The sequence below is a fragment of the Pseudonocardia sp. P1 genome, assembly GCF_000178675.2.
Classification (GTDB): Bacteria; Actinomycetota; Actinomycetes; order Mycobacteriales; family Pseudonocardiaceae; genus Pseudonocardia.
The window spans coordinates 3,226,976-3,246,537 of the sequence record NZ_ADUJ02000001.1 but is presented as its reverse complement, the minus strand read 5'-3'; the positions used below and the strand labels follow the sequence as shown (position 1 = coordinate 3,246,537).

Sequence of the window (19,562 nt, the reverse complement as noted above, 5' to 3'; positions counted from 1 at the left end):
CCATCGCGCCACGTGATTCCCAACGTGCTGGCCGCGCGGTACGCGAGCCCCGAGCTGGTCCGCCTCTGGTCCCCGGAGTACAAGATCCAGCTGGAGCGACGGCTCTGGATCGCGGTCCTGCGCGCCCAGCGTGAGCTCGGTGTCGACGTGCCGGAGCAGGTGGTCGCGGACTACGAGGCCGTCGTCGACCAGGTCGACCTCGCGAGCATCGCCGACCGCGAGCGGGTCACCCGGCACGACGTGAAGGCCCGGATCGAGGAGTTCAACGCCCTCGCCGGTCACGAGCACGTGCACAAGGGCATGACCAGCCGGGACCTCACCGAGAACGTCGAGCAGCTGCAGATCCGGCTCTCGCTGGAGCTCGTCGCCGACCGCACGGTCGCGCTGCTCTCCCGGCTCGGCCGCCGCGCCGGCGAGTACGCCGAGCTGGTCATGGCCGGCCGCAGCCACAACGTCGCCGCGCAGACCACCACCCTGGGCAAGCGGTTCGCCACGGCCGCCGACGAGCTGCTCGTCGCGCAGGCACGGCTGGAGGACCTGCGCTCGCGCTACCCGCTGCGCGGCATCAAGGGCCCGATGGGCACCTCCCAGGACATGCTCGACCTGCTCGACGGCGACGAGGCGAAGCTCGACGACCTGGAGGAGCGGGTCGCGGCGCACCTCGGGTTCGCCCAGGGCTTCACCAGCGTCGGCCAGGTCTACCCGCGCTCGCTCGACCACGACGTCGTCAGCGCGCTGGTGCAGCTGGCGGCGGCGCCGTCGTCGCTGGCCACGACGATCCGGCTGATGGCGGGCGCCGAGCTCGCCACCGAGGGGTTCGCCCCCGGCCAGGTCGGGTCGAGCGCCATGCCGCACAAGATGAACGCGCGTTCCGCGGAACGCATCAACGGCCTGATGACGATCCTGCGGGGCCTGTCGGTGATGACCGCCGACCTCGCCGGTTCGCAGTGGAACGAGGGCGACGTCTCCTGCTCGGTGGTGCGCCGGGTCGCGCTGCCGGACGCGTTCTTCGCCCTCGACGGCCTCTACGAGACCGCGCTGACCGTGCTCGACGAGTTCGGCGCCTACCCCGCGGTCATCGCCCGCGAGCTCGACCGCTACCTCCCCTTCCTCGCGACGACGGCGGTGCTGATGGCCGCCGTCCGCGCCGGGGTCGGCCGGGAGACCGCGCACGAGGTGATCAAGGAGCACGCCGTGGCCGTCGCGCTCGCCATGCGCGAGCAGGGCCAGGCCGACAACGACCTGCTGGAGCGGCTCGCCGGTGACGAGCGCCTCGGGCTCCCCGCGGGCACCCTCGACGGCCTGCTCGACGACCCGCTGCGGTTCACCGGTGCCGCGTCCGCGCAGGTCGCGGCGATCAACGAGCAGATCGCCGAGCTCACCGCCAAGCACCCCGAGGCCGCCGCGTACACCCCTGGAGGGATCCTGTGAAGCTGATCCACTCGGGCAAGGTCCGGGAGCTCTACCTCGACGAGTCGGTCGACCCGGCCGAGCTCCTGCTCGTCGCCTCGGACCGGCTGTCGATCTACGACGTGGTCCTGCCGACGCCGGTCCCCGACAAGGGCGCCATCCTCACCGCGCTGTCGCTGTACTGGTTCGAGCGCACGTCGGACCTCGTGCCGAACCACGTCCTGGGCACCCACGACATCCCGGACGAGTTCGCCGGTCGCGCCGTCCGCTGCCGCCCGCTGGAGATGCTGCCGGTCGAGTGCATCGCCCGCGGCTACCTCACCGGGCTCGGGCTCAAGGAGTACCAGCGCACCGGCGCCGTCTCCGGCGTGCGGCTGCCCGAGGGCCTGGTCGAGGGCTCGAAGCTGCCCGAGCCGATCTTCACCCCGACCACGAAGGCGCCGGTCGGCGAGCACGACGAGTTCATGACCTTCGACGACGTCGTGGACCTGCTCGGCGCCGACACCGCGACCCGGCTGCGGGGCCTGACCCTGGAGGTCTACCGGCGCGGGGCGTCGGCGGCCGCCGACGGCGGGATCCTGGTGGCGGACACCAAGCTGGAGTTCGGCCGGGACGCCGCGGGCGGGATCGTCCTGGGCGACGAGGTGCTGACGCCGGACTCCTCGCGGTTCTGGCCCGCCGACTCCTACGAGCCGGGGCGCCCGCAGTTCTCCTTCGACAAGCAGTACGTGCGCGACTGGTCGGCCGGCCTGGGCTGGGACCGGACGGCTCCGGGGCCGGAGGTGCCGGCCGAGATCGTGCAGGACGTGCGGGACCGGTACGCCGAGGTGTACCGGAGGATCACCGGGGAGACCTGGCGATAGGTCGAGATACCAGGAGTTGCTCCGAAAGCACCACCGTGTTGCCCTGAACGGAGTTAACTGGTTGCACTTCTGGGGGTTGGGCATGCCACGTCTCGTCATCAGCATCATCTCGGCCGTCGCGCTCGCGGGTGCGCTCGTCCTCGCCGCCCCGGTGGCGAGCGCGAGCGTCCCTGCCGCCCAGGCCGCCCCCTGCGCCGGGGTCAACAACGAGGACTCGAACACCTACTTCGGCGCGGGTGGTGGGCAGATCACCACCTACACCGGCCAGCTCGACTCCTGCCTGGTGGAAGCCGTGCGGGCCCAGATGACCGAGGTCGCGACCGCACAGGGCGTGCTGGCGGTGCTGACCAGCAAGGTCCCCGGCGTCGGCTGGACGTCCGGGCTCGCCGGTGGGATCGCCGCCTACGGCGCGGCGAAGCTGGGGAGCTGCGCCCTCGGCAAGACCGGCGTCAACGTGACGATGAACGCCGGGATCGTCAGCTGCTCGCCGCAGTGACCGCCCGCGGCCGGGTCACCGGCCGCCGAGAACGCGGCCGGTCTCGGCGAGGATCACGTCCCAGGGCAGTCTGCGGCCGGGCGCGGCCTGCCGGGGCTCGTGGAGTTCCCACACGCCGGGCCCCTCGACGACCGTCACCTCGGCGGCCCGCAGGGCGGCGATGTGCCCGGCCCAGGCCGGATGCCGGACGTGGGCGGCGTTCACGCGGGGAAAGACCACGAGCGGCGTCGCCGGGTCCCCGAGCGCCTCGCAGAGCGCGGTGAGCGCCTGGTTGTCGCCGATGCCGAGCGCGAGCTTGGCGACCGTGTTGGCGCTGGCGGGAGCCACGACGTGACAGTCGACCGGTGGGTGCCGCAGGACGACGACTGGCTCGCGAACGTGTGGGACCAGGTGTCTCGCGGAAAGTACTTCGGCCGTGTCCGTCTGGTGGGGTATCCGCTGACCGACTACACCAGGTTCCAGTTCCTGTACTGACCGCGGGAGAGCGTCCCCGCCGGTGAGGAGGTGCGGCTCCTTGATCGGCGCAGGCTGCCCGCTGCCTCTCGCGTCGGAAGGCGCTCGGTGGCGGTGGTCATGGAGTCCGGGCGTCGCCCCGATGGCTTACCGGGACGTCACGGCCGGTCCCCGGCCTTCAGGATCGCGAGTGCCGTCGGCAGGTCCGTGACGAGCCGGTTGTACAGCCCGGCCCGGGCCGCCCCGACGATGCTCGGCACCTTCTCCGCCCCGACCGCGACGGCGATCGTCCGCGGGACCTTCCGCAGCTCGTCCGGCGAGATCCGCACCATCCGCTCGCTGCCCGGGAAGTCGATCGGGTCGCCGTCCGCACGGTAGAAGTTCAGGCAGACGTCGCCGACCCCGGCGCGGAGGCCCTCGTCGTCCAGCGGGACCGAGGTGGAGATCGAGTCGCGGCCCGCCGGCGGGGCGCCGATGCCGACGAGCGCGGCGTCGGCTCGGGTCCAGAACCCGGTGACCCGCTGGAACTCCGGGTCCTCGACGAGGGTGCGGCGCATCGCCGGTGACGGCATCGCCTGGGTGAACAGGAAGTTCGGGCGGCCCTGCATCCGCTCGGCGACGGCTCGGGTGATCTCGTTGGTCTGGTGCCAGGCCTCCGGCTCGGACACCCCGCCCACGGTCGGGACGATCTCGCAGCCCGGCACCGACGGCAGCGACTCGTGGCTGAGCTCCCACAGTGTCCTGCCCGACGAGACGAGCAGGAGGTCCCCGACACCCAGGCCGGCCTCGCGCAGCGCCTCGCCGACCGGCTCGGCGAGCGACGGTCCGAGATCGGTGGCGGCGAACGGGGCCAGCCACACCTTCTCGATCCCGAGTGCCCCGGCGAGCCGTAGCGCCTCGTCGCCCCCGGTGCCCAGGGTGTCCGGGTCGTGCACGGTGATCCGCACGATCCCGACCTTGCGTGCCTCGGCGAGCAGCCGGGACACGGTCGGCCGGGACACCGTCAGACGTTCCGCGATCGCGGCCTGGTTCAGGTCGTCGAGGTAGTACAGCCGTGCTGCCCGGTGCATCAGCCCCAGGTCACGGCGGGTGAAGCCGCGCGGCGCCATCGCCGTCTCCTTCCGTCTGAGGACGGATCCTCTCGCACCACCGTACTGCACGTTTGTTCACGTTGGAACCGATGTGTTGACGAATGTTCACAACAGAACGCATGCTCAGGACAAGCGTTCATGCCCAGGTACGCATGGCACCAATGGAGGTTCCGCCGTGGCTGTCGAGACAGCGATCCCCACCCGGATGCAGGCCGTGGTCGTACACGGCCCGGAGGACTACCGGCTGGAGGAGGTGGACGTCCCCAAGCCGGGCGCCGGCGAGCTGCTCATGCAGGTCGAGGCCGTCGGGGTGTGCGCCAGCGACCTGAAGTGCTACCACGGCGCCGCGAAGTTCTGGGGCGACGACAACCGTCCCGCGTGGGCGCAGACCGGTGTCACCCCGGGTCACGAGTTCGTCGGCCGGATCGTCGACGGCGACGCCGAGGGCCTCGCGCTGCACGGCGTCGAGCTCGGCGACCGCGTCGCCTGCGAGCAGATCGTCCCGTGCGAGGAGTGCCGCTACTGCCGGCGCGGCCAGTACTGGATGTGCGGCCCGCACGACATGTTCGGCTTCCGCAACTTCAACGGGGCGATGGCCCAGTACATGGCGGTCCCGACCCGGGCCCGCGTGCACAAGGTCTCCCCGGACCTCGCCCCGGCGCACGCCGCGTTCGCCGAGCCGCTGTCCTGCGCGCTGCACGCGGTCGAGCGGGCCACGATCTCGTTCGACGACGTCGTGGTCGTCGCCGGCTGCGGCCCGATCGGCCTCGGCCTGATCGCCGGCGCCCGGGCCAAGAACCCGCGCCTGCTGATCGCCCTCGACCTCGACGACGACAAGCTCGAGCTGGGTCGCCGCACCGGGGCCGACCTGACGATCAACATCGCCCGCGAGGACGCCGTCGCCCGGGTCAAGGAGCTGACGGACGGCTACGGCGCCGATGTCTACCTCGAGGGTTCCGGCGCGGTCCCGGCCGTCGCGCAGGGCCTCAACCTGCTGCGCAAGCTGGGCACCTACGTCGAGTACTCGGTCTTCGGCTCCGAAGTCACCGTCGACTGGTCGATCATCTCCGACGACAAGGAGCTCGACGTCCGCGGTGCCCACCTCGGCCCGCACTGCTGGCCCGCCGCGATCAAGATGCTGGAGGACGGCAAGCTCCCGATCTCCGACATCTGCACCCACCAGGTGCCCCTCGCGGACTTCCAGAAGGCCCTCGACCTCGTCGGCGACACCTCCGGTGCGTCGGTGAAGGTCTCGATCCTGCCGAACGCCTGAGGGGAGCACCGATGAGCAGCGCCGCCATCAACGACCAGCGGAACGAGACCTTCCTCGACCGCATCGGCATCCCGCACTCGCTGCGCTGGGGCTTCCTCGGCGTGCTGGTCTTCATGACCGGCAACGGGACCGAGTCCAACTTCATCTCCCCGCACATCGAGTCCCTGCTCGGCTCCGGTGCCGACACCGTCGCCGCCATCGTCGCCGCGTACGGCGTCGCGGTCCTGGTCGGCAGCTACATGGCCGGGGCGCTCGCCGACCTGTGGGGCCCGCGCCGGGTGATGACGCTCGGGATGGCCGTCTGGGTCGTCTTCGAGGTGCTCTTCCTGCTGAGCCTGCAGCTCGGCAGTGCCCCGCTGGTCGCGGTCACCTACTTCCTCCGCGGCTTCGGCTACCCGCTCTTCGCCTTCGCATTCCTGGTGTGGATCAACGTGGTCACGCCCTACGCGCGCAACGGCGTCGCGGTCGGCTGGTTCTACGTCATGTTCACCGGCGGGCTGCCCACCCTGGGCTCGCTGTTCGCCCTCGGCATGATCCCGGCCTTCGGTGGGTCGACCGGCGGCGAGACCGCCGCGATGGTCGGCTCGACGGCGCTGGTGCTTGCCGGGTTCCTGATCGCACGGTTCGGGGTGCACGAGGAGCACGCGACCCGGCGGCTGGCCCCCGCCGGAGAGTCGAACGCCCAGGTCATCACGGCCGGCCTGCGACTGTCGGTCCGGCAGCCGAAGATCTTCATGGGCTTCCTGATCCGTCTGATCAACACGGCGCCGCAGTACGGCATGTTCCTCATCCTGCCGACGGTGATCGCGACCGAGCTGGGCTGGGGCCAGAGCCGCTGGTTGATCATGACCGTCTTCGTCTACGCGACGAACATCCTGGTCAACGCACTGTTCGGCTGGATCGGCGACAAGTGGGGCTGGCGTCGTACCGTCCAGTGGTTCGGCGTGTTCGGCTCCGCCATCGGCCTGCTGCTGTGGTGGTACGTGCCGCACCTGGTCCCGGCCGGCTCGACCTGGGGCTTCTGGGTCTCGGTCGCCGCGGGCTGCATCTTCGGCTGCCTGCTCGCCGGGTTCGTCCCGATGGGCGCGATCATGCCCGCGCTGGCACCCGACCACAAGGGAGCCGCGATGGCCATGTACACCACCGCGGCCGGTGGTGCCCAGTTCCTCGGTGCCGCCGTCGTGTTCGTGATGCTCGCGCTCGGAGCGGGCAACGCCGGCGTCGTCTGGGCCTTCGTCGCCCTCTACGCCGCCGCGTTCGTGATGGTCTCGTTCCTCAACGTCCCCCAGGACGCCCGGGAGCTCCGGGCCGCGGCCGCCACCCACTGAGCAGGGACGGGCGCGAGCCCGGACCCGTCCCGAGGAGGGGACATGACCAGGATCTTCGACGACCCGGCCGAGTTCGCCGACGACCAGCTCGCCGGCTTCCTCGACCTCTACGCCGACCGTGTCCGAGGGGTGCACGGCGGGGTGGTCTCGCACCGCGGTGAGCAGCCGCAGGTCGCCGTCGTGATCGGCGGCGGGTCCGGGCACTACCCGGCGTTCTGCGGGACGGTCGGACCCGGCCTGGCCACCGGCGCGGTGGTCGGCAACATCTTCACGTCGCCGTCGGCGGCCCAGGCCTACTCGGTCGGGAAGGCCGCGAACCAGGGCCGGGGCGTGATCTTCAGCTTCGGCAACTACGCCGGCGACAACATCAACTTCGGGATCGCGGCCGAGCGCCTGCGGGCCGAGGGCATCGACACCCGGATCGTCGTCGTCACCGACGACGTCGCGTCCTCCGACACCGAGGACGAGCGGCGCGGCATCGCCGGCGACTTCACCGTCTTCAAGGCGATGGGCGCCGCCGCCGCGCAGGGTCTCGGCATCGACGAGGTCGAGCGGCTCGGCAACGCCGCGAACGCCGCGACCCGCACCCTCGGCGTCGCGTTCTCGGGCTGCACCATGCCCGGCGAGGACGAGCCGCTGTTCTCCGTCCCGGAGGGGCACCTGGGCCTCGGCCTGGGCATCCACGGCGAGCCCGGCATCCGCGACGTGCCGATGCTGCCGGCCCGCGAGCTCGCCGAGCTGCTGGTCGACGAGGTCCTCAAGAACGCCCCCGCGGGTGCCCCGCATCGGGTCGGCACGATCCTCAACGGCCTCGGCACCACCAAGTACGAGGAGCTGTTCCTGCTCTGGCGCCACGTCGCGCCGCGGCTGCGCGACGCCGGGCTCGAGATCGTCGACCCGGAGGTCGGCGAGCTCGTGACCAGCCTCGACATGGGCGGCTGCTCGCTGACGCTCATGTGGCTCGACGACGAGCTCGACCCGCTCTGGCGGGCCGACAGCTACACCCCGGCCTACCGCAAGGCCGGCGCCCCGCTGGCCGCGCTGCGCGTGCCCACCGCCGACGAGCTCGCCGAGGCCGAGGCCGTCGTCACCGCGCCGGAGGCCGGTGAGGCCGGACGACGGCTGGGCGGCACCGTCCGCGCCGGTCTCGCCGCCGTCGAGGCGACGATCCGGGAGAACGAGCACGAGCTCGGCCGGATCGACGCCGTCGCCGGCGACGGCGACCACGGGCGCGGCATGGTCAAGGGCATCACCGCCGCCACGGCCCGGATCGCCGAGTCGGGCGATGAGGTCGGTGGCGGCTGGCTGCTGCAGCAGGCCGGGCAGGCCTGGGCCGAGCGCGCCGGCGGTACGTCCGGGGTGTTGTGGGGTGCCGCGCTGGAGTCCCTCGGCCGGCACCTCGGCGACACCGCCGACAGCTACCCCGCGGCCACCGTCGCCGCCGGGGCGCGCGAGTTCGCGTCGACGATCCAGCAGCTCGGCGGCGCCGAGCCCGGTGACAAGACGCTGCTCGACGCCCTGCTGCCCTTCGTCGACGAGCTCGAACGCCGGGTCGGTGACGGCGAGGGCCTCGCCGCCGCCTGGACCTCCGCCGCCGCGCTCGCCACCACGAAGGCGCAGGAGACGGCCGGGCTGCGGCCGAGGATCGGCCGGGCCCGCCCGCTGGCCGAGAAGAGCGTGGGAACGCCCGACGCGGGGGCGACGTCGATGGCGCTGGTCGTCACCGCGGTCGGGAACGTCCTGACATCCGAGGAGGAGCAGAAGTGAGCGAGAAGCTGCGCATCGTGGTCGGCGCCGACGACGCCGGTTTCGACTACAAGGAGACCCTCAAGGCCGACCTGCAGGCCGACGACCGGGTCGCCGAGGTGATCGACGTCGGCGTCGCGCAGGACGGCCACACCGCGTACCCGCACATCGGCGTCGCCGCTGCCCGCAAGGTCGCCGACGGCGAGGCGGACCGGGCGCTGCTGGTCTGCGGCACCGGCCTCGGGGTCGCGATCTCGGCGAACAAGGTCCCGGGCATCCGGGCGGTCACCGCGCACGACACCTTCTCGGTGGAGCGTTCGGTGAAGTCCAACGACGCCCAGGTGCTGTGCTTCGGCCAGCGCGTCGTCGGGATCGAGCTGGCCCGCAAGCTGGCGGCCGAGTGGCTGGAGCACCGCTTCGACCCGCAGTCGGCGTCCGCCGAGAAGGTCGCCGCGCTGAACGACTACGACCGCCGTGACGGCGACCGGCTCGCCGAGGCGGGCGCGGTCGGGACGGACTGCTGATGTTCGACCTCACCGGCCGCGTCGCGCTCGTCACCGGGGCGGCGTCCGGCATCGGTGCCGACGTCGCCCGGGCGCTGGCCGCCCAGGGCGCCGTCGTCGCCGGGGCCGATCTCGGCGGGATCACCGGCGACGCGTGCGCCTCGACCCACCGGGTCGACGTCGCCGACCCGGCTGCCGTCGACGCCTGCGTGGCCGAGGTCGTCGACCGGCACGGCACGGTCGACGTACTGGTCAACTCGGCCGGCATCGCACTGCTGGAACCGGCGCTGGACCTGGGGATCGACGCCTGGCGGAAGACCCTCGACGTCAACCTCACCGGTTCCTGGCTGATGGCGCAGGCCGCCGGGCGGGTCATGGTCGGGCGCGGGTACGGCCGCATCGTCAACCTGGCCTCGCAGGCCGCGAGCAGCGGCCTGGAGAAGCACGCGGCGTACTGCGCGTCGAAGGCCGGGATCAACGGGCTCACCCGCACCCTCGCCGTCGAGTGGGGGCCGCACGGGGTGACGGTCAACGCCGTCTCGCCGACCGTCGTCCTCACCGACCTGGGCCGGAAGGCCTGGGACAACCCGGCGGGGGAGGCGCACAAGGCGGAGATACCGGCCCGGCGGTTCGCCGAGCCGTCCGAGATCGCGGCCGCCGTCGTCTACCTGGCCTCCGCCGAGGCCGCGATGGTGAACGGGGCCGAGCTCAAGGTCGACGGCGGCTTCACCGCCCGCTGATCCGGCGGCGCGAAGCGCTGCGCTGCTCGTCGTCCCGGCGACCGCCGCTCCTCACGTGCGGTTCACATCGGTCCGGTCCCATGGGGTCATGAGCACGCTGCTGGTGTCGCTGTCCGGCCTGACCGACGGCGACGACGCCGACCGGGCCCGTGCCGCCGCCTTCGCCGCCGAGCTGGACCGTCTCGGGGTGCCGCTGACCCATCTGGTGCAGCCGAAGGGCCCCGACGGTGCGCTGCGCCGCGGCGACGACCTGGTGCGCTGGATCGCCGGCCGGGTCCGCGCCGGCGACGACCTGCTGCTCCACGGCTACGACCACACCGCCGACCCGGTCGGCGCCTGGCAGAACGGCGCCGTGCCGCGGATCGGCCGGCGCACCGAGTTCGGCGCGCTGCCGCGGCACGAGGCCGCGCTGCGGATCACCGGCGCCCGCCGGATCCTCGCCGCGACCGGCCTGTCGACCGACGGGTTCGCCCCGCCGCGCTGGGCCGCGTCCACCGGCACCCTCGAGGCGCTCGCGGATCTCGGGTTCGCCCTGTGCACGGACGAGACGTCGTTGCGGGTGCCCGGGGGCGAGGTCCTGCGGGCCAAGGTGCTCACCTTCCGCAGCTCCGAGCCGTGGCTCCGGGAGCGCACGGCCGGTGACCGGCGCCGCGGCCGGGCGCTGGAGCAGCAGGCGGTCCGCACCGCGCGGCGCGGCGGGATCGTGCGGATCGCGTTGCGTGCCAAGGACCTGCGCAAGGAGAACCGGGCCGCGACGGCCCTGGCGGCGATCGACGCGGCCCGGGCGGCCGGCGCGACGCCGTCGGTGCACCGTGGCCTCTGCACGGCGGCGCTCCCCGCCGCCTGACCCCCGACCACCTGGCGGCAGGGCCCGGTTGTCCACAGTGTGTGTTCCCCTGTGGACAACCGGTGCCGCCTGTGGACAGCCCGTCGCCTCAGGCCGTGCGGGGTGTGCCGAGCACGCAGAACTCGTTGCCCTCGGGATCCGCGAGGACCGTCCAGGGCTCGTCGCCCGGCTTCGCCCCCGCGCTGTGCTGCCCGACGTTCACCCGGGTCGCGCCCAGCATCTGCAGGCGCGCGACCTCCGAGTCGCGCACGCCGTCCGGGCGCAGGTCGACGTGCATCCGGTTCTTCGTCCGCTTCCCCTCCGGCACCGACACGAAGGTCATGCCGGGGGCGCCGCCGACGGCCGGCCGGATCTCGAACTCCTGCGGGGAGTGGTTCACCACCACCCAGTCCAGGGCCTCCGCCCACCAGCGCCCGAGGCGTACCGGGTCACGGGCGTCCACCACGACCCGCTCCCAGGTCATCGCCATCAGACGCCGACCGTCTGCTCGCGGTCCGGGACCAGGAGGGTCGTCCCCTCCGGGCCGAGGTTCTCGAAGAACCCGTGGTGCAGCGCCGGGTTCGCCAGCGTCTGCTCGTGGATCGGGACGGCCGTCCGCGGCGCCACCGACCGCAGGTAGTCGACGGCCTCCGAGATCTTCAGCCAGGGCGCGCCGGTCGGCAGCAGCAGGGTCTGCAGGTCGTCGATCCCGGGCGGGACGTAGGCGTCACCGGGGTGCAGCAGGGTGTCGCCGTCGGCGGTGACGAGGTAGCCGTTGTTCGCGATCACCGGGATGTCCGGGTGGAGCACCGCGTGGTCGCCGGAGCCGACGACGGAGATCTCCGCCCCACCGACGGTGAGCCGGTCACCCGGGGCGACGGTGCGGGCGTCGACGCCGTCCAGCTGACCGGCGGTCTGGCCGTCGGTGACCAGGGCGGCGTCCGGGTTCGCCCGCAGCAGGGCCTGCAACGTCTCGGGCACGACGTGGTCGAAGTGCTGGTGGGTCACGAGGATCGCGTCGAGGCCGTCGAGGGACTCGAAGCCGGAGGAGAACGCGCCCGGGTCGAAGAGCAGCCGGGCGGTTCCGGTGTCGACCAGGACGCAGGCGTGGCCGTAGTGCGTCAGGTGCATGCGTCCAGCATCCCCGGTCCGGCGGGGTTCGTCCGGGCGGGTGAGCCCCGCGCGTCGCTCACGCCGGTCCGGCGGCACGTCTCAGCCGGTCGTGTGCGCCCGCAGCACCGTCTCCTCCTCGTCCGCGGTCAGGCCGGCGAGCCGCGCCCGGTCCGGGCCCAGCTCGTGCTCCCGCTCCAGCGCGGCGACGGCCGTCCCGGAGACCGGTCGCACCATCAGGCCCGCGTCGAGGGTGTCGGTGACGTCGCGGTCGGCCAGGCCCCAGTGCGTCTCCGGCAGCCACAGCGGCAGCGAGCGGGGGCCGGCCCAGATCGCGACGTCCTCGGACTGCAGGGTCTCGACCGGCACCGGGACCAGGTCGAGGTCCGCCGCCCCGACGGCGCCGGCGACCTCCTCCAGCACCCGGGCGAGGGTCGAGCGCGGTCCGGTGCCGTCGTACGTCCCGGCGGTCCCGTCCGCGGCGCAGCGGACGATCCACGCGGCGAGATCACGGACGTCGACGATCTGCATCGGGTGTCCCGGCGCGTCCGGCACCACCACCCGCCCGCCGCGGGCGAACCGGTTCGCCCAGTACCCGAACCGGTCCAGGACGTCGCCGGGCCCGCACATCAGCCCGCCGCGCACGATCAGGGCCCGGTCACCCAGCCGGCTGCGCACCGCGTGCTCGCTGCCGACCTTGGCCGAGCCGTAGACGTCCGGGTCGGACAGCTGCACCGCGGGATCGGGTCCGGTGTGCAGGGGCGGCAGCGTGGCCTGGCCGACGGTCCCGCCGCGCAGCGACAGGTCGGCGTAGGCGTTGAGCGATGAGACGAACGTCCAGTGCCCCGCCCGGTCACCGACGGCGTCGAGCGCCTCCCGGACCCACGGTGCGGACATCGTCGCGACGTCGACGACCGCGTCGAACGAGGTGCCGGCCAGCGCCGCGGTCAGCGCCCCGGGCGTCGAGCGGTCGGCCCGCAGCACCGTCGCACCGTGCGGCGGCGCGCCGGAGACGCCACGCGACACACAGGTCACGTCGTGCCCGGCGGAGAGCGCCGCCCCCGCGACCGCGCGGGAGAGGAAGACCGATCCGCCGAGCACCAGGATGCGCATGCCGCCCGATGGTGAGGGCAGGCACGTCGAGCCGTCACCCCTGTTCGCCGTAGGGTGAGCGCGTGGCCAGAGTGGTGGTGGACGTGATGCCCAAGCCCGAGATCCTCGACGTGCAGGGTCAGGCCGTGACCCGGGCGCTCGGCCGGATCGGGGTGTCCGGTGTGAGCGGCGTGCGGCAGGGGAAGCACTTCGAGCTCGAGGTCGACGACGCGATCGACGACGAGACCCTGCACCGTCTCGCCGGCTCGCTGCTGGCGAACCCGGTGATCGAGGACTGGACGGTGACCCGGCTGTGAGCAGGGTCGGTGTCATCACCTTCCCGGGGACCCTCGACGACCTCGACGCCGCCCGCGCCGTCCGCCGCGCCGGCGCCGAGGCCGTCCCGCTGTGGCACGGCGACCACGACCTGCAGGGTGTGGACGCTGTCGTCGTGCCGGGCGGGTTCTCCTACGGCGACTACCTCCGGGCCGGTGCGATCGCGTCGCTGGCGCCGATCATGCGCGAGGTCGTCGACGCCGCCGGGCGGGGCCTGCCGGTGCTCGGCATCTGCAACGGCTTCCAGATCCTGTGCGAGGCGCACCTGCTCCCCGGGGCACTGGTCGCGAACGCCGGCATGCACTTCCTGTGCCGCGACCTCGTGCTGACCGTGGAGAACGACCGGACGGCCTGGACCAGCGACTACACCGCGGGTGACGCGCTGACGATCCCGCTGAAGTCGCAGGAGGGCCGCTACGTCGCCGACGCCGCGACCCTCGACGAGCTGGAGGGCGAGGGCCGGGTGGTGTTCCGCTACCGCGACGGCGCCCCGAACGGTTCGTCCCGCGACATCGCCGGCATCACCAACGCGGCCGGGAACGTCGTCGGCCTGATGCCGCACCCGGAGCACGCGACGAGTGACCTGACCGGCCCGTCGTCCGACGGTCTGGGTCTGTTCACCTCCGTGCTCGCGCAGGTCACCGCCTGACGGAGGGCCGCATGCGGCCTGCGGCCCGGTGAGTCCCGTCCCAGGCCCCGCGGATCACGGCGCCGGGGCGTCTACCCTGGCGCCGTGACGCAGCCCGAGGTGACCGTCGACTCCGTCAAGCACGCCGAGGCGACGCCGGACCAGCCGCAGCCCCACCGGGAGCTGGGCCTCAAGGACGACGAGTACGCCCGCATCCGGGACATCCTCGGTCGCCGGCCCACCGACGCCGAGCTGGCCATGTACTCGGTCATGTGGAGCGAGCACTGCTCGTACAAGTCGTCGAAGGTGCACCTGCGCTACTTCGGCGAGACCACGACCGACGAGATGAAGAAGGCCATGCTCGCCGGGATCGGCGAGAACGCCGGTGTCGTGTCGATCGGCGACGGCTGGGCCGTCACCTTCAAGGTCGAGTCGCACAACCACCCGTCCTACGTGGAGCCCTACCAGGGCGCGGCGACCGGTGTCGGCGGCATCGTCCGCGACATCATGGCGATGGGCGCGCGTCCGATCGCCGTCGGCGATCCGCTGCGCTTCGGCCCGCTCGACGCCGACGACACCGGCCGGGTGCTGCCCGGGATCGTCGCCGGCGTCGGCGGCTACGGGAACTGCCTGGGTCTGCCGAACGTCGCGGGCGAGGTCGTGTTCGACCCGTCCTACGCGGGGAACCCGCTGGTCAACGCCTTGTGCGTCGGAGCGCTGAAGAGCGAGGACCTGCACCTCGCGTTCGCCTCCGGGACCGGCAACAAGATCATCCTGTTCGGTGCGACGACCGGGCTCGACGGCATCGGCGGCGTGTCGGTGCTGGCGTCGGAGACCTTCGACGAGTCGACCGGCGGGGCCGGGCGCAAGAAGCTTCCCAGCGTCCAGGTCGGCGACCCCTTCACCGAGAAGGTCCTCATCGAGTGCTGCCTGGAGCTGTTCGCGGCCGGGCTGGTCGTCGGCATCCAGGACCTCGGCGGCGCCGGGCTGTCCTGTGCCACCTCCGAGCTCGCCTCCGCCGGCGACGGTGGCATGCAGGTCGACCTCGACCAGGTCCCGCTGCGCGCCACCGGCATGACCGCCGCCGAGATCCTCTCCTCGGAGTCGCAGGAGCGGATGTGCGCGGTCGTGACCCCGGAGAACGTCGACGCGTTCCTCGCCGTCTGCCGCAAGTGGGACACCATCGCGACCGTGATCGGCGAGGTCACCGACGGCGACCGCCTCGTGATCACCTCCGGTGGGGAGACCGTCGTCGACGTCCCGCCGCGCACCGTCGCCCACGAGGGCCCGGTCTACGAGCGCCCGGTCGCCCGCGACGACGCGAAGCAGGACGCGCTGGTCGCCGACGGCCCGGAGAAGCTGCCCCGCCCGGAGACCCCGTCCGAGCTGCGGGCCGAGGTGCTGCGGATGGCCGCCGCGCCGAACCTCGCCTCCCGGTCCTGGGTGACCGACCAGTACGACCGCTACGTCCGCGGCAACACCGTCGCCGCGCACGGCGCCGACGCCGGGGTCGTGCAGGTCGACGAGTCCACCGGCCGCGGCGTCTCGGTCGCGACCGACTGCAACGCCCGGTTCGTCGCGCTCGACCCCTACACCGGGGCGCAGCTCGCGCTGGCCGAGGCGTACCGCAACGTCGCCACCTCCGGCGCGGTGCCGCTGGCCGTCACCGACTGCCTGAACTTCGGCTCGCCCGAGGACCCGCACGTGATGTGGCAGTTCCAGCAGGCCGTGCGCGGTCTCGCGGACGGCTGCGCGGTGCTCGGCACCCCGGTGACCGGCGGCAACGTCAGCTTCTACAACCAGACCGGGTCGACGGCGATCCTGCCGACCCCGGTCGTCGGCGTCCTCGGCGTGATCGACGACGTCACCACCGCGATCCCGGCCGGGTTCGCGGGGGGTGACGGCGACGCCGTGATCCTGCTCGGGAGCACCGCCGCCGAGTTCGGCGGCTCGGAGTGGGCGCACGAGGTGCACGGCCACCTCGGCGGGAAGCCCCCGGCCGTCGACCTGGAGCACGAGCGGCGCCTGGCCGGGCTGCTCGCGTCGGCCGCCGCGGACGGCGCCGTCACCGGCAGCCACGACCTGTCCGACGGTGGGCTCGCGCAGGCCCTGGTCGAGGCGGCACTGGCGACCGGCAGGGGCGCCCGGATCGACCTGACCGCCGTGCACGACGACACCTTCACCGCGCTGTTCTCCGAGTCCGCCGGGCGGGTGCTCGTGACCGTCGCCGACGCCGACGCGTTCCTCGCCCGCGCCGCCGGGGCCGGCGTGCCCGCGGCCCGGATCGGTGACACCGGCGGCTCCGCGCTGCGGTTCGGCGACGGGGCAGGTGACCTCGAGCTGGACGAGCTCCGCACCGCCTGGGAGGGGACGCTCCCGGCACGGTTCGGCGCGGTCTCGGTCTGAGGCCCCGATGGGCGACGTCCTCGACGACTGGCTGGACGGCGGGCCCGAACCCGAGCGTGCCGTCCGCAAGGCGGCGGTGAAGGCATCCCTGGAGGAGCTGGCGCACCGCGCACCCGGCCACAGTGTCGAGATGCGGGTGCCGCCGTTCGGCGCGGTGCAGTGCATCGAGGGGCCCCGGCACACCCGGGGCACCCCGCCGAACGTCGTCGAGACCGATCCGCGCACCTGGATCGCGCTCGCCGTCGGGCGGCTGAGCTGGGACGACGCCGTCGCGTCCGGGGCGGTCAGCGCCTCGGGATCGCGGGCCGGCGAGATCGCGGACCTGCTTCCGCTCCGGTGATCCGGGGCCCGATCCCGTGGTCGGGCGGGTGCACAGCGCAACCGACGTGACGCCCGTCCCCGGACCTGGGTGAACGCCGTGTTGCGCGCGTACGATCAACGCTTGGTCCGGTACGCCAGCCGAGGAGCGCCGCGTTGAGTTCCGCCCGGAACGAGCACGTCAGCCCTGCCCCCACCACACCGTCCGCCGCCGAACCCGAGCCCGACGAGACCGGTCCCCGCGAGGAGTGCGGGGTGTTCGGCGTCTGGGCGCCGGGTGAGGACGTCGCGAAGATGTCCTACTACGGCCTCTACGCGCTGCAGCACCGCGGCCAGGAGGCCGCGGGCATCGCCGTGTCCGACGGCCAGCGGATGGTCGTGTTCAAGGATCTCGGCCTGGTCAGCCAGGTGTTCGACGAGCAGACCCTGTCCTCGCTGCGCGGGCACCTCGCCGTGGGGCATTGCCGCTACTCGACCACCGGCGCGACGACCTGGGAGAACGCCCAGCCGACGTTCCGGACGACCGCGACCGGCTCCGGCCTGGCGCTCGGGCACAACGGCAACCTGGTCAACACCGCCGAGCTGCGGGACGACGTCGCCCGGCTGGAGAACCGCAACCGGTCCGGGCTGCGCGCGACCACCGACTCCGACCTCGTCACCGAGCTCCTCGCGGCCGGCGCCGCCGATCTCGGTGTCTACGAGGCGGCGATGCGGCTGTTCCCGCGGCTGCGCGGCGCGTTCTCGATGGCCTTCGCCGACGAGAACACGCTGTACGCTGCCCGGGACACGCACGGTGTGCGCCCGCTCGTGCTGGGGCGCCTCGAGCGCGGCTGGGTCGTCGCCTCGGAGACCGCGGCGCTGGACATCGTCGGTGCCTCGTTCGTCCGCGAGGTCGAGCCCGGCGAGCTCATCGCGATCGACGCCGACGGCATCCGGAGCCAGCGCTTCGCCGCGCCGGAGCCCAAGGGCTGCGTGTTCGAGTACGTCTACCTGGCCCGCCCCGACACCCACATCTCCGGCCGCTCGGTCTACGACACCCGGGTGGAGATCGGCCGCCGGCTGGCGGAGGAGCACCCGGTCGACGCGGACCTGGTCATCCCGGTCCCGGAGTCCGGCACCCCGGCCGCGATCGGCTACGCCCAGGGCTCCGGCATCCCCTACGGCCAGGGCCTGGTGAAGAACGCCTACGTCGGCCGCACCTTCATCCAGCCCAGCCAGACGATCCGCCAGCTCGGCATCCGGCTGAAGCTGAACCCGCTCCGCAGCGTCATCCGCGGGAAGCGGCTGGTCGTCGTCGACGACTCGATCGTCCGCGGCAACACCCAGCGCGCGCTCGTCCGGATGCTGCGCGAGGCGGGTGCGGTCGAGGTCCACGTGCGGATCGCCTCGCCGCCGGTGCGGTGGCCCTGCTTCTACGGCATCGACTTCGCCAGCCGCGCCGAACTGATCGCGAACGGTGCCGACACCGAGGGCGTCCGGCGCTCGATCGGGTCCGACAGCCTCGGCTACGTCTCGGTCGAGGAGATGGTCGCCGCGTCCGAGCAGCCGCGCTCCCGGCTGTGCTGCGCCTGCTTCGACGGCGACTACCCGATCGCGCTGCCGGAGGAGGCACAGCTCGGCAAGCACCTCCTGGAGGACATCCCGGCCACGACGGCCTCCGGATCGGCCTCGGGGGATCCCGGCCCGCTGGCCGTCGGATACGGTGCGGGTGAGGCGCTGACCCGGCCCTGACCGCGCAGCACCGTCCACGAGTTACCGCACCGCACCTGGAGAACCGACCCATGCCCTCGACCGAGCCCGGCGCCGCCAGCTACGCATCGGCGGGGGTGGACATCGACGCGGGGGAACGGGCCGTCGAGCAGTTCCGCCCGTTCGCGGAGAAGGCCACCCGGCCCGAGGTGATGGGCGGCATCGGCGGCTTCGCCGGGCTGTTCGCGGCGAAGTTCGGCAAGTACCAGGAGCCGGTGCTGGCGGCCTCGACCGACGGCGTCGGCACCAAGGTCGCGATCGCCCAGGCGATGGACAAGCACGACACCATCGGCCAGGACCTGGTCGCGATGGTCGTCGACGATCTCGTCGTCTGCGGTGCGGAGCCGCTGTTCCTGCAGGACTACATCGCCGTCGGGAAGCTGGTCCCCGAGCAGGTCGCCACGCTGGTGCGGGGCATCGCCGAGGGCTGCCAGCAGGCGGGCTGTGCGCTGCTGGGCGGCGAGACCGCCGAGCACCCGGGCCTGATGGAGGAGGGCGGGTACGACCTGTCCGCCACCGGCGTCGGCATCGTCGACGCCGAGAAGATGCTCCGCCCCGAGCGCGTGCGCCCCGGTGACGTGCTGGTCGCGATGGCCTCCTCGGGGCTGCACTCGAACGGGTACTCGCTGGCCCGCCACGTGCTGCTCGACATCGCGCGGCTGCCGCTGGAGGGCGAGCTCGAGGAGTTCGACCACTCGCTCGGCGAGGAGCTGCTGGTCCCGACCCGCATCTACGCCAAGGACTGCCTGGCGATCACCGCCGAGACCGGTGTGCGCACGTTCTCGCACGTCACCGGTGGCGGGCTGGCCCGGAACCTCGAGCGGGTCCTGCCCGACGGGCTCGCCGCGACCGTCGATCGCGGCTCCTGGACCCCGGCCCCGGTGTTCAAGCTGATCCAGAGCCGCGGCCGGGTGGACCGCGACGAGATGGAGAAGACGTTCAACATGGGCGTCGGCATGGTCGCGGTGCTGCCCCCCGAGGACGTCGACCGTGCCCTCGCCGTGCTCACCGCACGGCACGTCCCGGCCTGGGTCCTCGGCGAGGTCGGCCGGACCGGCGACGTCGAGGGCGCCGGCTCCGGGGAGCTCGGTGCCCGGGTCCAGCTCCGCGGGGAGCACCCCCGCTTCTGAGCCCCCGCGCGGTCCGAGGGGCGTCACCCGGGCTCGCGCCGAGGGTCGCGCTCTCCTGCCCGCG

Annotated in this window: 21 protein-coding genes; 16 read left to right on the top strand and 5 right to left on the bottom strand. The window is 73.0% G+C overall.

Going from position 1 to position 19,562, the window contains the following annotated elements:
• Positions 1-12 precede the first annotated feature (12 nt).
• The 3 genes from purB (at position 13) to PP1_RS14715 (ending at position 2,769) form a co-directional block, all read left to right on the top strand.
• The gene (gene purB, locus PP1_RS14725; protein WP_010240187.1) at positions 13-1,431 is read left to right on the top strand and encodes an adenylosuccinate lyase; all 1,419 of its coding nucleotides are present in this window, start codon (positions 13-15) and stop codon (positions 1,429-1,431) included.
• Entirely contained in the window at positions 1,428-2,273 is an 846-nt protein-coding gene (locus tag PP1_RS14720) for a phosphoribosylaminoimidazolesuccinocarboxamide synthase (protein WP_010240189.1), read from the top strand. The genes purB and PP1_RS14720 overlap by 4 nt, the downstream gene beginning before the upstream one ends.
• Before the next feature lie 82 nt (positions 2,274-2,355).
• A complete protein-coding gene (locus tag PP1_RS14715) occupies positions 2,356-2,769 on the top strand; it encodes a hypothetical protein (protein ID WP_010240192.1) in 414 nt (137 codons plus the stop codon).
• A 15-nt stretch (positions 2,770-2,784) separates the two neighbouring features.
• Here PP1_RS14715 and PP1_RS14710 read toward each other — a convergent pair whose 3' ends face one another.
• Positions 2,785-3,096, bottom strand: a complete 312-nt coding sequence (locus PP1_RS14710) for a flavoprotein (RefSeq protein WP_010240195.1) — start codon at positions 3,094-3,096, stop codon at positions 2,785-2,787.
• 3 nt (positions 3,097-3,099) lie between these two features.
• Between PP1_RS14710 and PP1_RS14705 the strand changes: the two genes are divergently transcribed.
• Complete coding sequence (locus PP1_RS14705) at positions 3,100-3,243, top strand: DUF6879 family protein (protein ID WP_010240197.1); 144 nt, start codon at positions 3,100-3,102, stop codon at positions 3,241-3,243.
• Between the two features lie 137 nt (positions 3,244-3,380).
• On the opposite strand, the gene PP1_RS14700 is transcribed toward PP1_RS14705, so the two are convergent.
• Positions 3,381-4,331, bottom strand: coding sequence for a sugar-binding transcriptional regulator (locus tag PP1_RS14700; RefSeq protein WP_010240199.1), 951 nt, complete (start codon positions 4,329-4,331; stop codon positions 3,381-3,383).
• 157 nt (positions 4,332-4,488) lie between these two features.
• Here PP1_RS14700 and PP1_RS14695 point away from each other — a divergent pair, with 157 nt between their 5' ends.
• From PP1_RS14695 to PP1_RS14670, 6 genes are all read left to right on the top strand, one after another.
• The gene (locus PP1_RS14695) at positions 4,489-5,586 is read left to right on the top strand and encodes an alcohol dehydrogenase catalytic domain-containing protein (RefSeq protein ID WP_010240201.1); all 1,098 of its coding nucleotides are present in this window, start codon (positions 4,489-4,491) and stop codon (positions 5,584-5,586) included.
• 11 nt (positions 5,587-5,597) lie between these two features.
• Complete coding sequence (locus PP1_RS14690) at positions 5,598-6,914, top strand: RbtT/DalT/CsbX family MFS transporter (RefSeq protein WP_010240203.1); 1,317 nt, start codon at positions 5,598-5,600, stop codon at positions 6,912-6,914.
• Positions 6,915-6,956: 42 nt separating this feature from the next.
• The gene (locus tag PP1_RS14685) at positions 6,957-8,681 is read left to right on the top strand and encodes a dihydroxyacetone kinase family protein (protein WP_010240205.1); all 1,725 of its coding nucleotides are present in this window, start codon (positions 6,957-6,959) and stop codon (positions 8,679-8,681) included.
• Positions 8,678-9,184, top strand: a complete 507-nt coding sequence (locus tag PP1_RS14680; RefSeq protein WP_010240207.1) for a ribose-5-phosphate isomerase — start codon at positions 8,678-8,680, stop codon at positions 9,182-9,184. Before PP1_RS14685 ends, PP1_RS14680 begins: the two co-directional genes overlap by 4 nt.
• Positions 9,184-9,903, top strand: coding sequence for a GolD/DthD family dehydrogenase (locus tag PP1_RS14675; RefSeq protein WP_010240210.1), 720 nt, complete (start codon positions 9,184-9,186; stop codon positions 9,901-9,903). The genes PP1_RS14680 and PP1_RS14675 overlap by 1 nt, the downstream gene beginning before the upstream one ends.
• A gap of 88 nt (positions 9,904-9,991) precedes the next feature.
• The gene (locus PP1_RS14670; protein WP_083696996.1) at positions 9,992-10,750 is read left to right on the top strand and encodes a DUF2334 domain-containing protein; all 759 of its coding nucleotides are present in this window, start codon (positions 9,992-9,994) and stop codon (positions 10,748-10,750) included.
• An 88-nt stretch (positions 10,751-10,838) separates the two neighbouring features.
• Here the strand turns inward: PP1_RS14670 and PP1_RS14665 are convergent, their stop codons facing one another.
• From PP1_RS14665 to PP1_RS14655, 3 genes are all read right to left on the bottom strand, one after another.
• Positions 10,839-11,219, bottom strand: a complete 381-nt coding sequence (locus PP1_RS14665) for a VOC family protein (protein ID WP_010240216.1) — start codon at positions 11,217-11,219, stop codon at positions 10,839-10,841.
• Positions 11,219-11,860, bottom strand: a complete 642-nt coding sequence (locus PP1_RS14660) for an MBL fold metallo-hydrolase (RefSeq protein WP_010240218.1) — start codon at positions 11,858-11,860, stop codon at positions 11,219-11,221. Before PP1_RS14660 ends, PP1_RS14665 begins: the two co-directional genes overlap by 1 nt.
• 81 nt (positions 11,861-11,941) lie before the next feature.
• Entirely contained in the window at positions 11,942-12,952 is a 1,011-nt protein-coding gene (locus PP1_RS14655; protein WP_010240219.1) for an NAD-dependent epimerase/dehydratase family protein, read from the bottom strand.
• Between the two features lie 62 nt (positions 12,953-13,014).
• Here PP1_RS14655 and purS point away from each other — a divergent pair, with 62 nt between their 5' ends.
• From purS to purM, 6 genes are all read left to right on the top strand, one after another.
• The gene (purS, locus tag PP1_RS14650; protein WP_029239885.1) at positions 13,015-13,248 is read left to right on the top strand and encodes a phosphoribosylformylglycinamidine synthase subunit PurS; all 234 of its coding nucleotides are present in this window, start codon (positions 13,015-13,017) and stop codon (positions 13,246-13,248) included.
• Positions 13,245-13,916, top strand: a complete 672-nt coding sequence (gene purQ / locus PP1_RS14645; protein ID WP_010240222.1) for a phosphoribosylformylglycinamidine synthase subunit PurQ — start codon at positions 13,245-13,247, stop codon at positions 13,914-13,916. The genes purS and purQ overlap by 4 nt, the downstream gene beginning before the upstream one ends.
• 84 nt (positions 13,917-14,000) lie before the next feature.
• Positions 14,001-16,301, top strand: a complete 2,301-nt coding sequence (gene purL, locus PP1_RS14640) for a phosphoribosylformylglycinamidine synthase subunit PurL (protein ID WP_010240224.1) — start codon at positions 14,001-14,003, stop codon at positions 16,299-16,301.
• A gap of 7 nt (positions 16,302-16,308) precedes the next feature.
• The gene (locus PP1_RS14635; RefSeq protein ID WP_010240226.1) at positions 16,309-16,641 is read left to right on the top strand and encodes a sterol carrier family protein; all 333 of its coding nucleotides are present in this window, start codon (positions 16,309-16,311) and stop codon (positions 16,639-16,641) included.
• 134 nt (positions 16,642-16,775) lie between these two features.
• The gene (gene purF / locus PP1_RS14630; RefSeq protein ID WP_010240227.1) at positions 16,776-18,350 is read left to right on the top strand and encodes an amidophosphoribosyltransferase; all 1,575 of its coding nucleotides are present in this window, start codon (positions 16,776-16,778) and stop codon (positions 18,348-18,350) included.
• Positions 18,351-18,400: 50 nt separating this feature from the next.
• Positions 18,401-19,498 (top strand): phosphoribosylformylglycinamidine cyclo-ligase, encoded by a 1,098-nt coding sequence (purM, locus tag PP1_RS14625; protein WP_010240228.1) that lies wholly within the window; start codon positions 18,401-18,403, stop codon positions 19,496-19,498.
• Positions 19,499-19,562 lie beyond the last annotated feature (64 nt).

Excerpts from the sequence above, each read along its gene's own strand:
- PP1_RS14660 (WP_010240218.1), bottom strand. The coding sequence starts at position 11,860 with ATGCACCTGACGCACTACGGCCACGCCTGCGTCCTGGTCGACACCGGA.
- PP1_RS14635 (WP_010240226.1), top strand. The coding sequence starts at position 16,309 with ATGGGCGACGTCCTCGACGACTGGCTGGACGGCGGGCCCGAACCCGAG.
- PP1_RS14655 (WP_010240219.1), bottom strand. The coding sequence starts at position 12,952 with ATGCGCATCCTGGTGCTCGGCGGATCGGTCTTCCTCTCCCGCGCGGTC.
- PP1_RS14690 (WP_010240203.1), top strand. The coding sequence starts at position 5,598 with ATGAGCAGCGCCGCCATCAACGACCAGCGGAACGAGACCTTCCTCGAC.
- PP1_RS14670 (WP_083696996.1), top strand. The coding sequence starts at position 9,992 with ATGAGCACGCTGCTGGTGTCGCTGTCCGGCCTGACCGACGGCGACGAC.
- PP1_RS14700 (WP_010240199.1), bottom strand. The coding sequence starts at position 4,331 with ATGGCGCCGCGCGGCTTCACCCGCCGTGACCTGGGGCTGATGCACCGG.
- PP1_RS14685 (WP_010240205.1), top strand. The coding sequence starts at position 6,957 with ATGACCAGGATCTTCGACGACCCGGCCGAGTTCGCCGACGACCAGCTC.
- PP1_RS14675 (WP_010240210.1), top strand. The coding sequence starts at position 9,184 with ATGTTCGACCTCACCGGCCGCGTCGCGCTCGTCACCGGGGCGGCGTCC.
- PP1_RS14715 (WP_010240192.1), top strand. The coding sequence starts at position 2,356 with ATGCCACGTCTCGTCATCAGCATCATCTCGGCCGTCGCGCTCGCGGGT.
- purM (WP_010240228.1), top strand. The coding sequence starts at position 18,401 with ATGCCCTCGACCGAGCCCGGCGCCGCCAGCTACGCATCGGCGGGGGTG.
- PP1_RS14665 (WP_010240216.1), bottom strand. The coding sequence starts at position 11,219 with ATGGCGATGACCTGGGAGCGGGTCGTGGTGGACGCCCGTGACCCGGTA.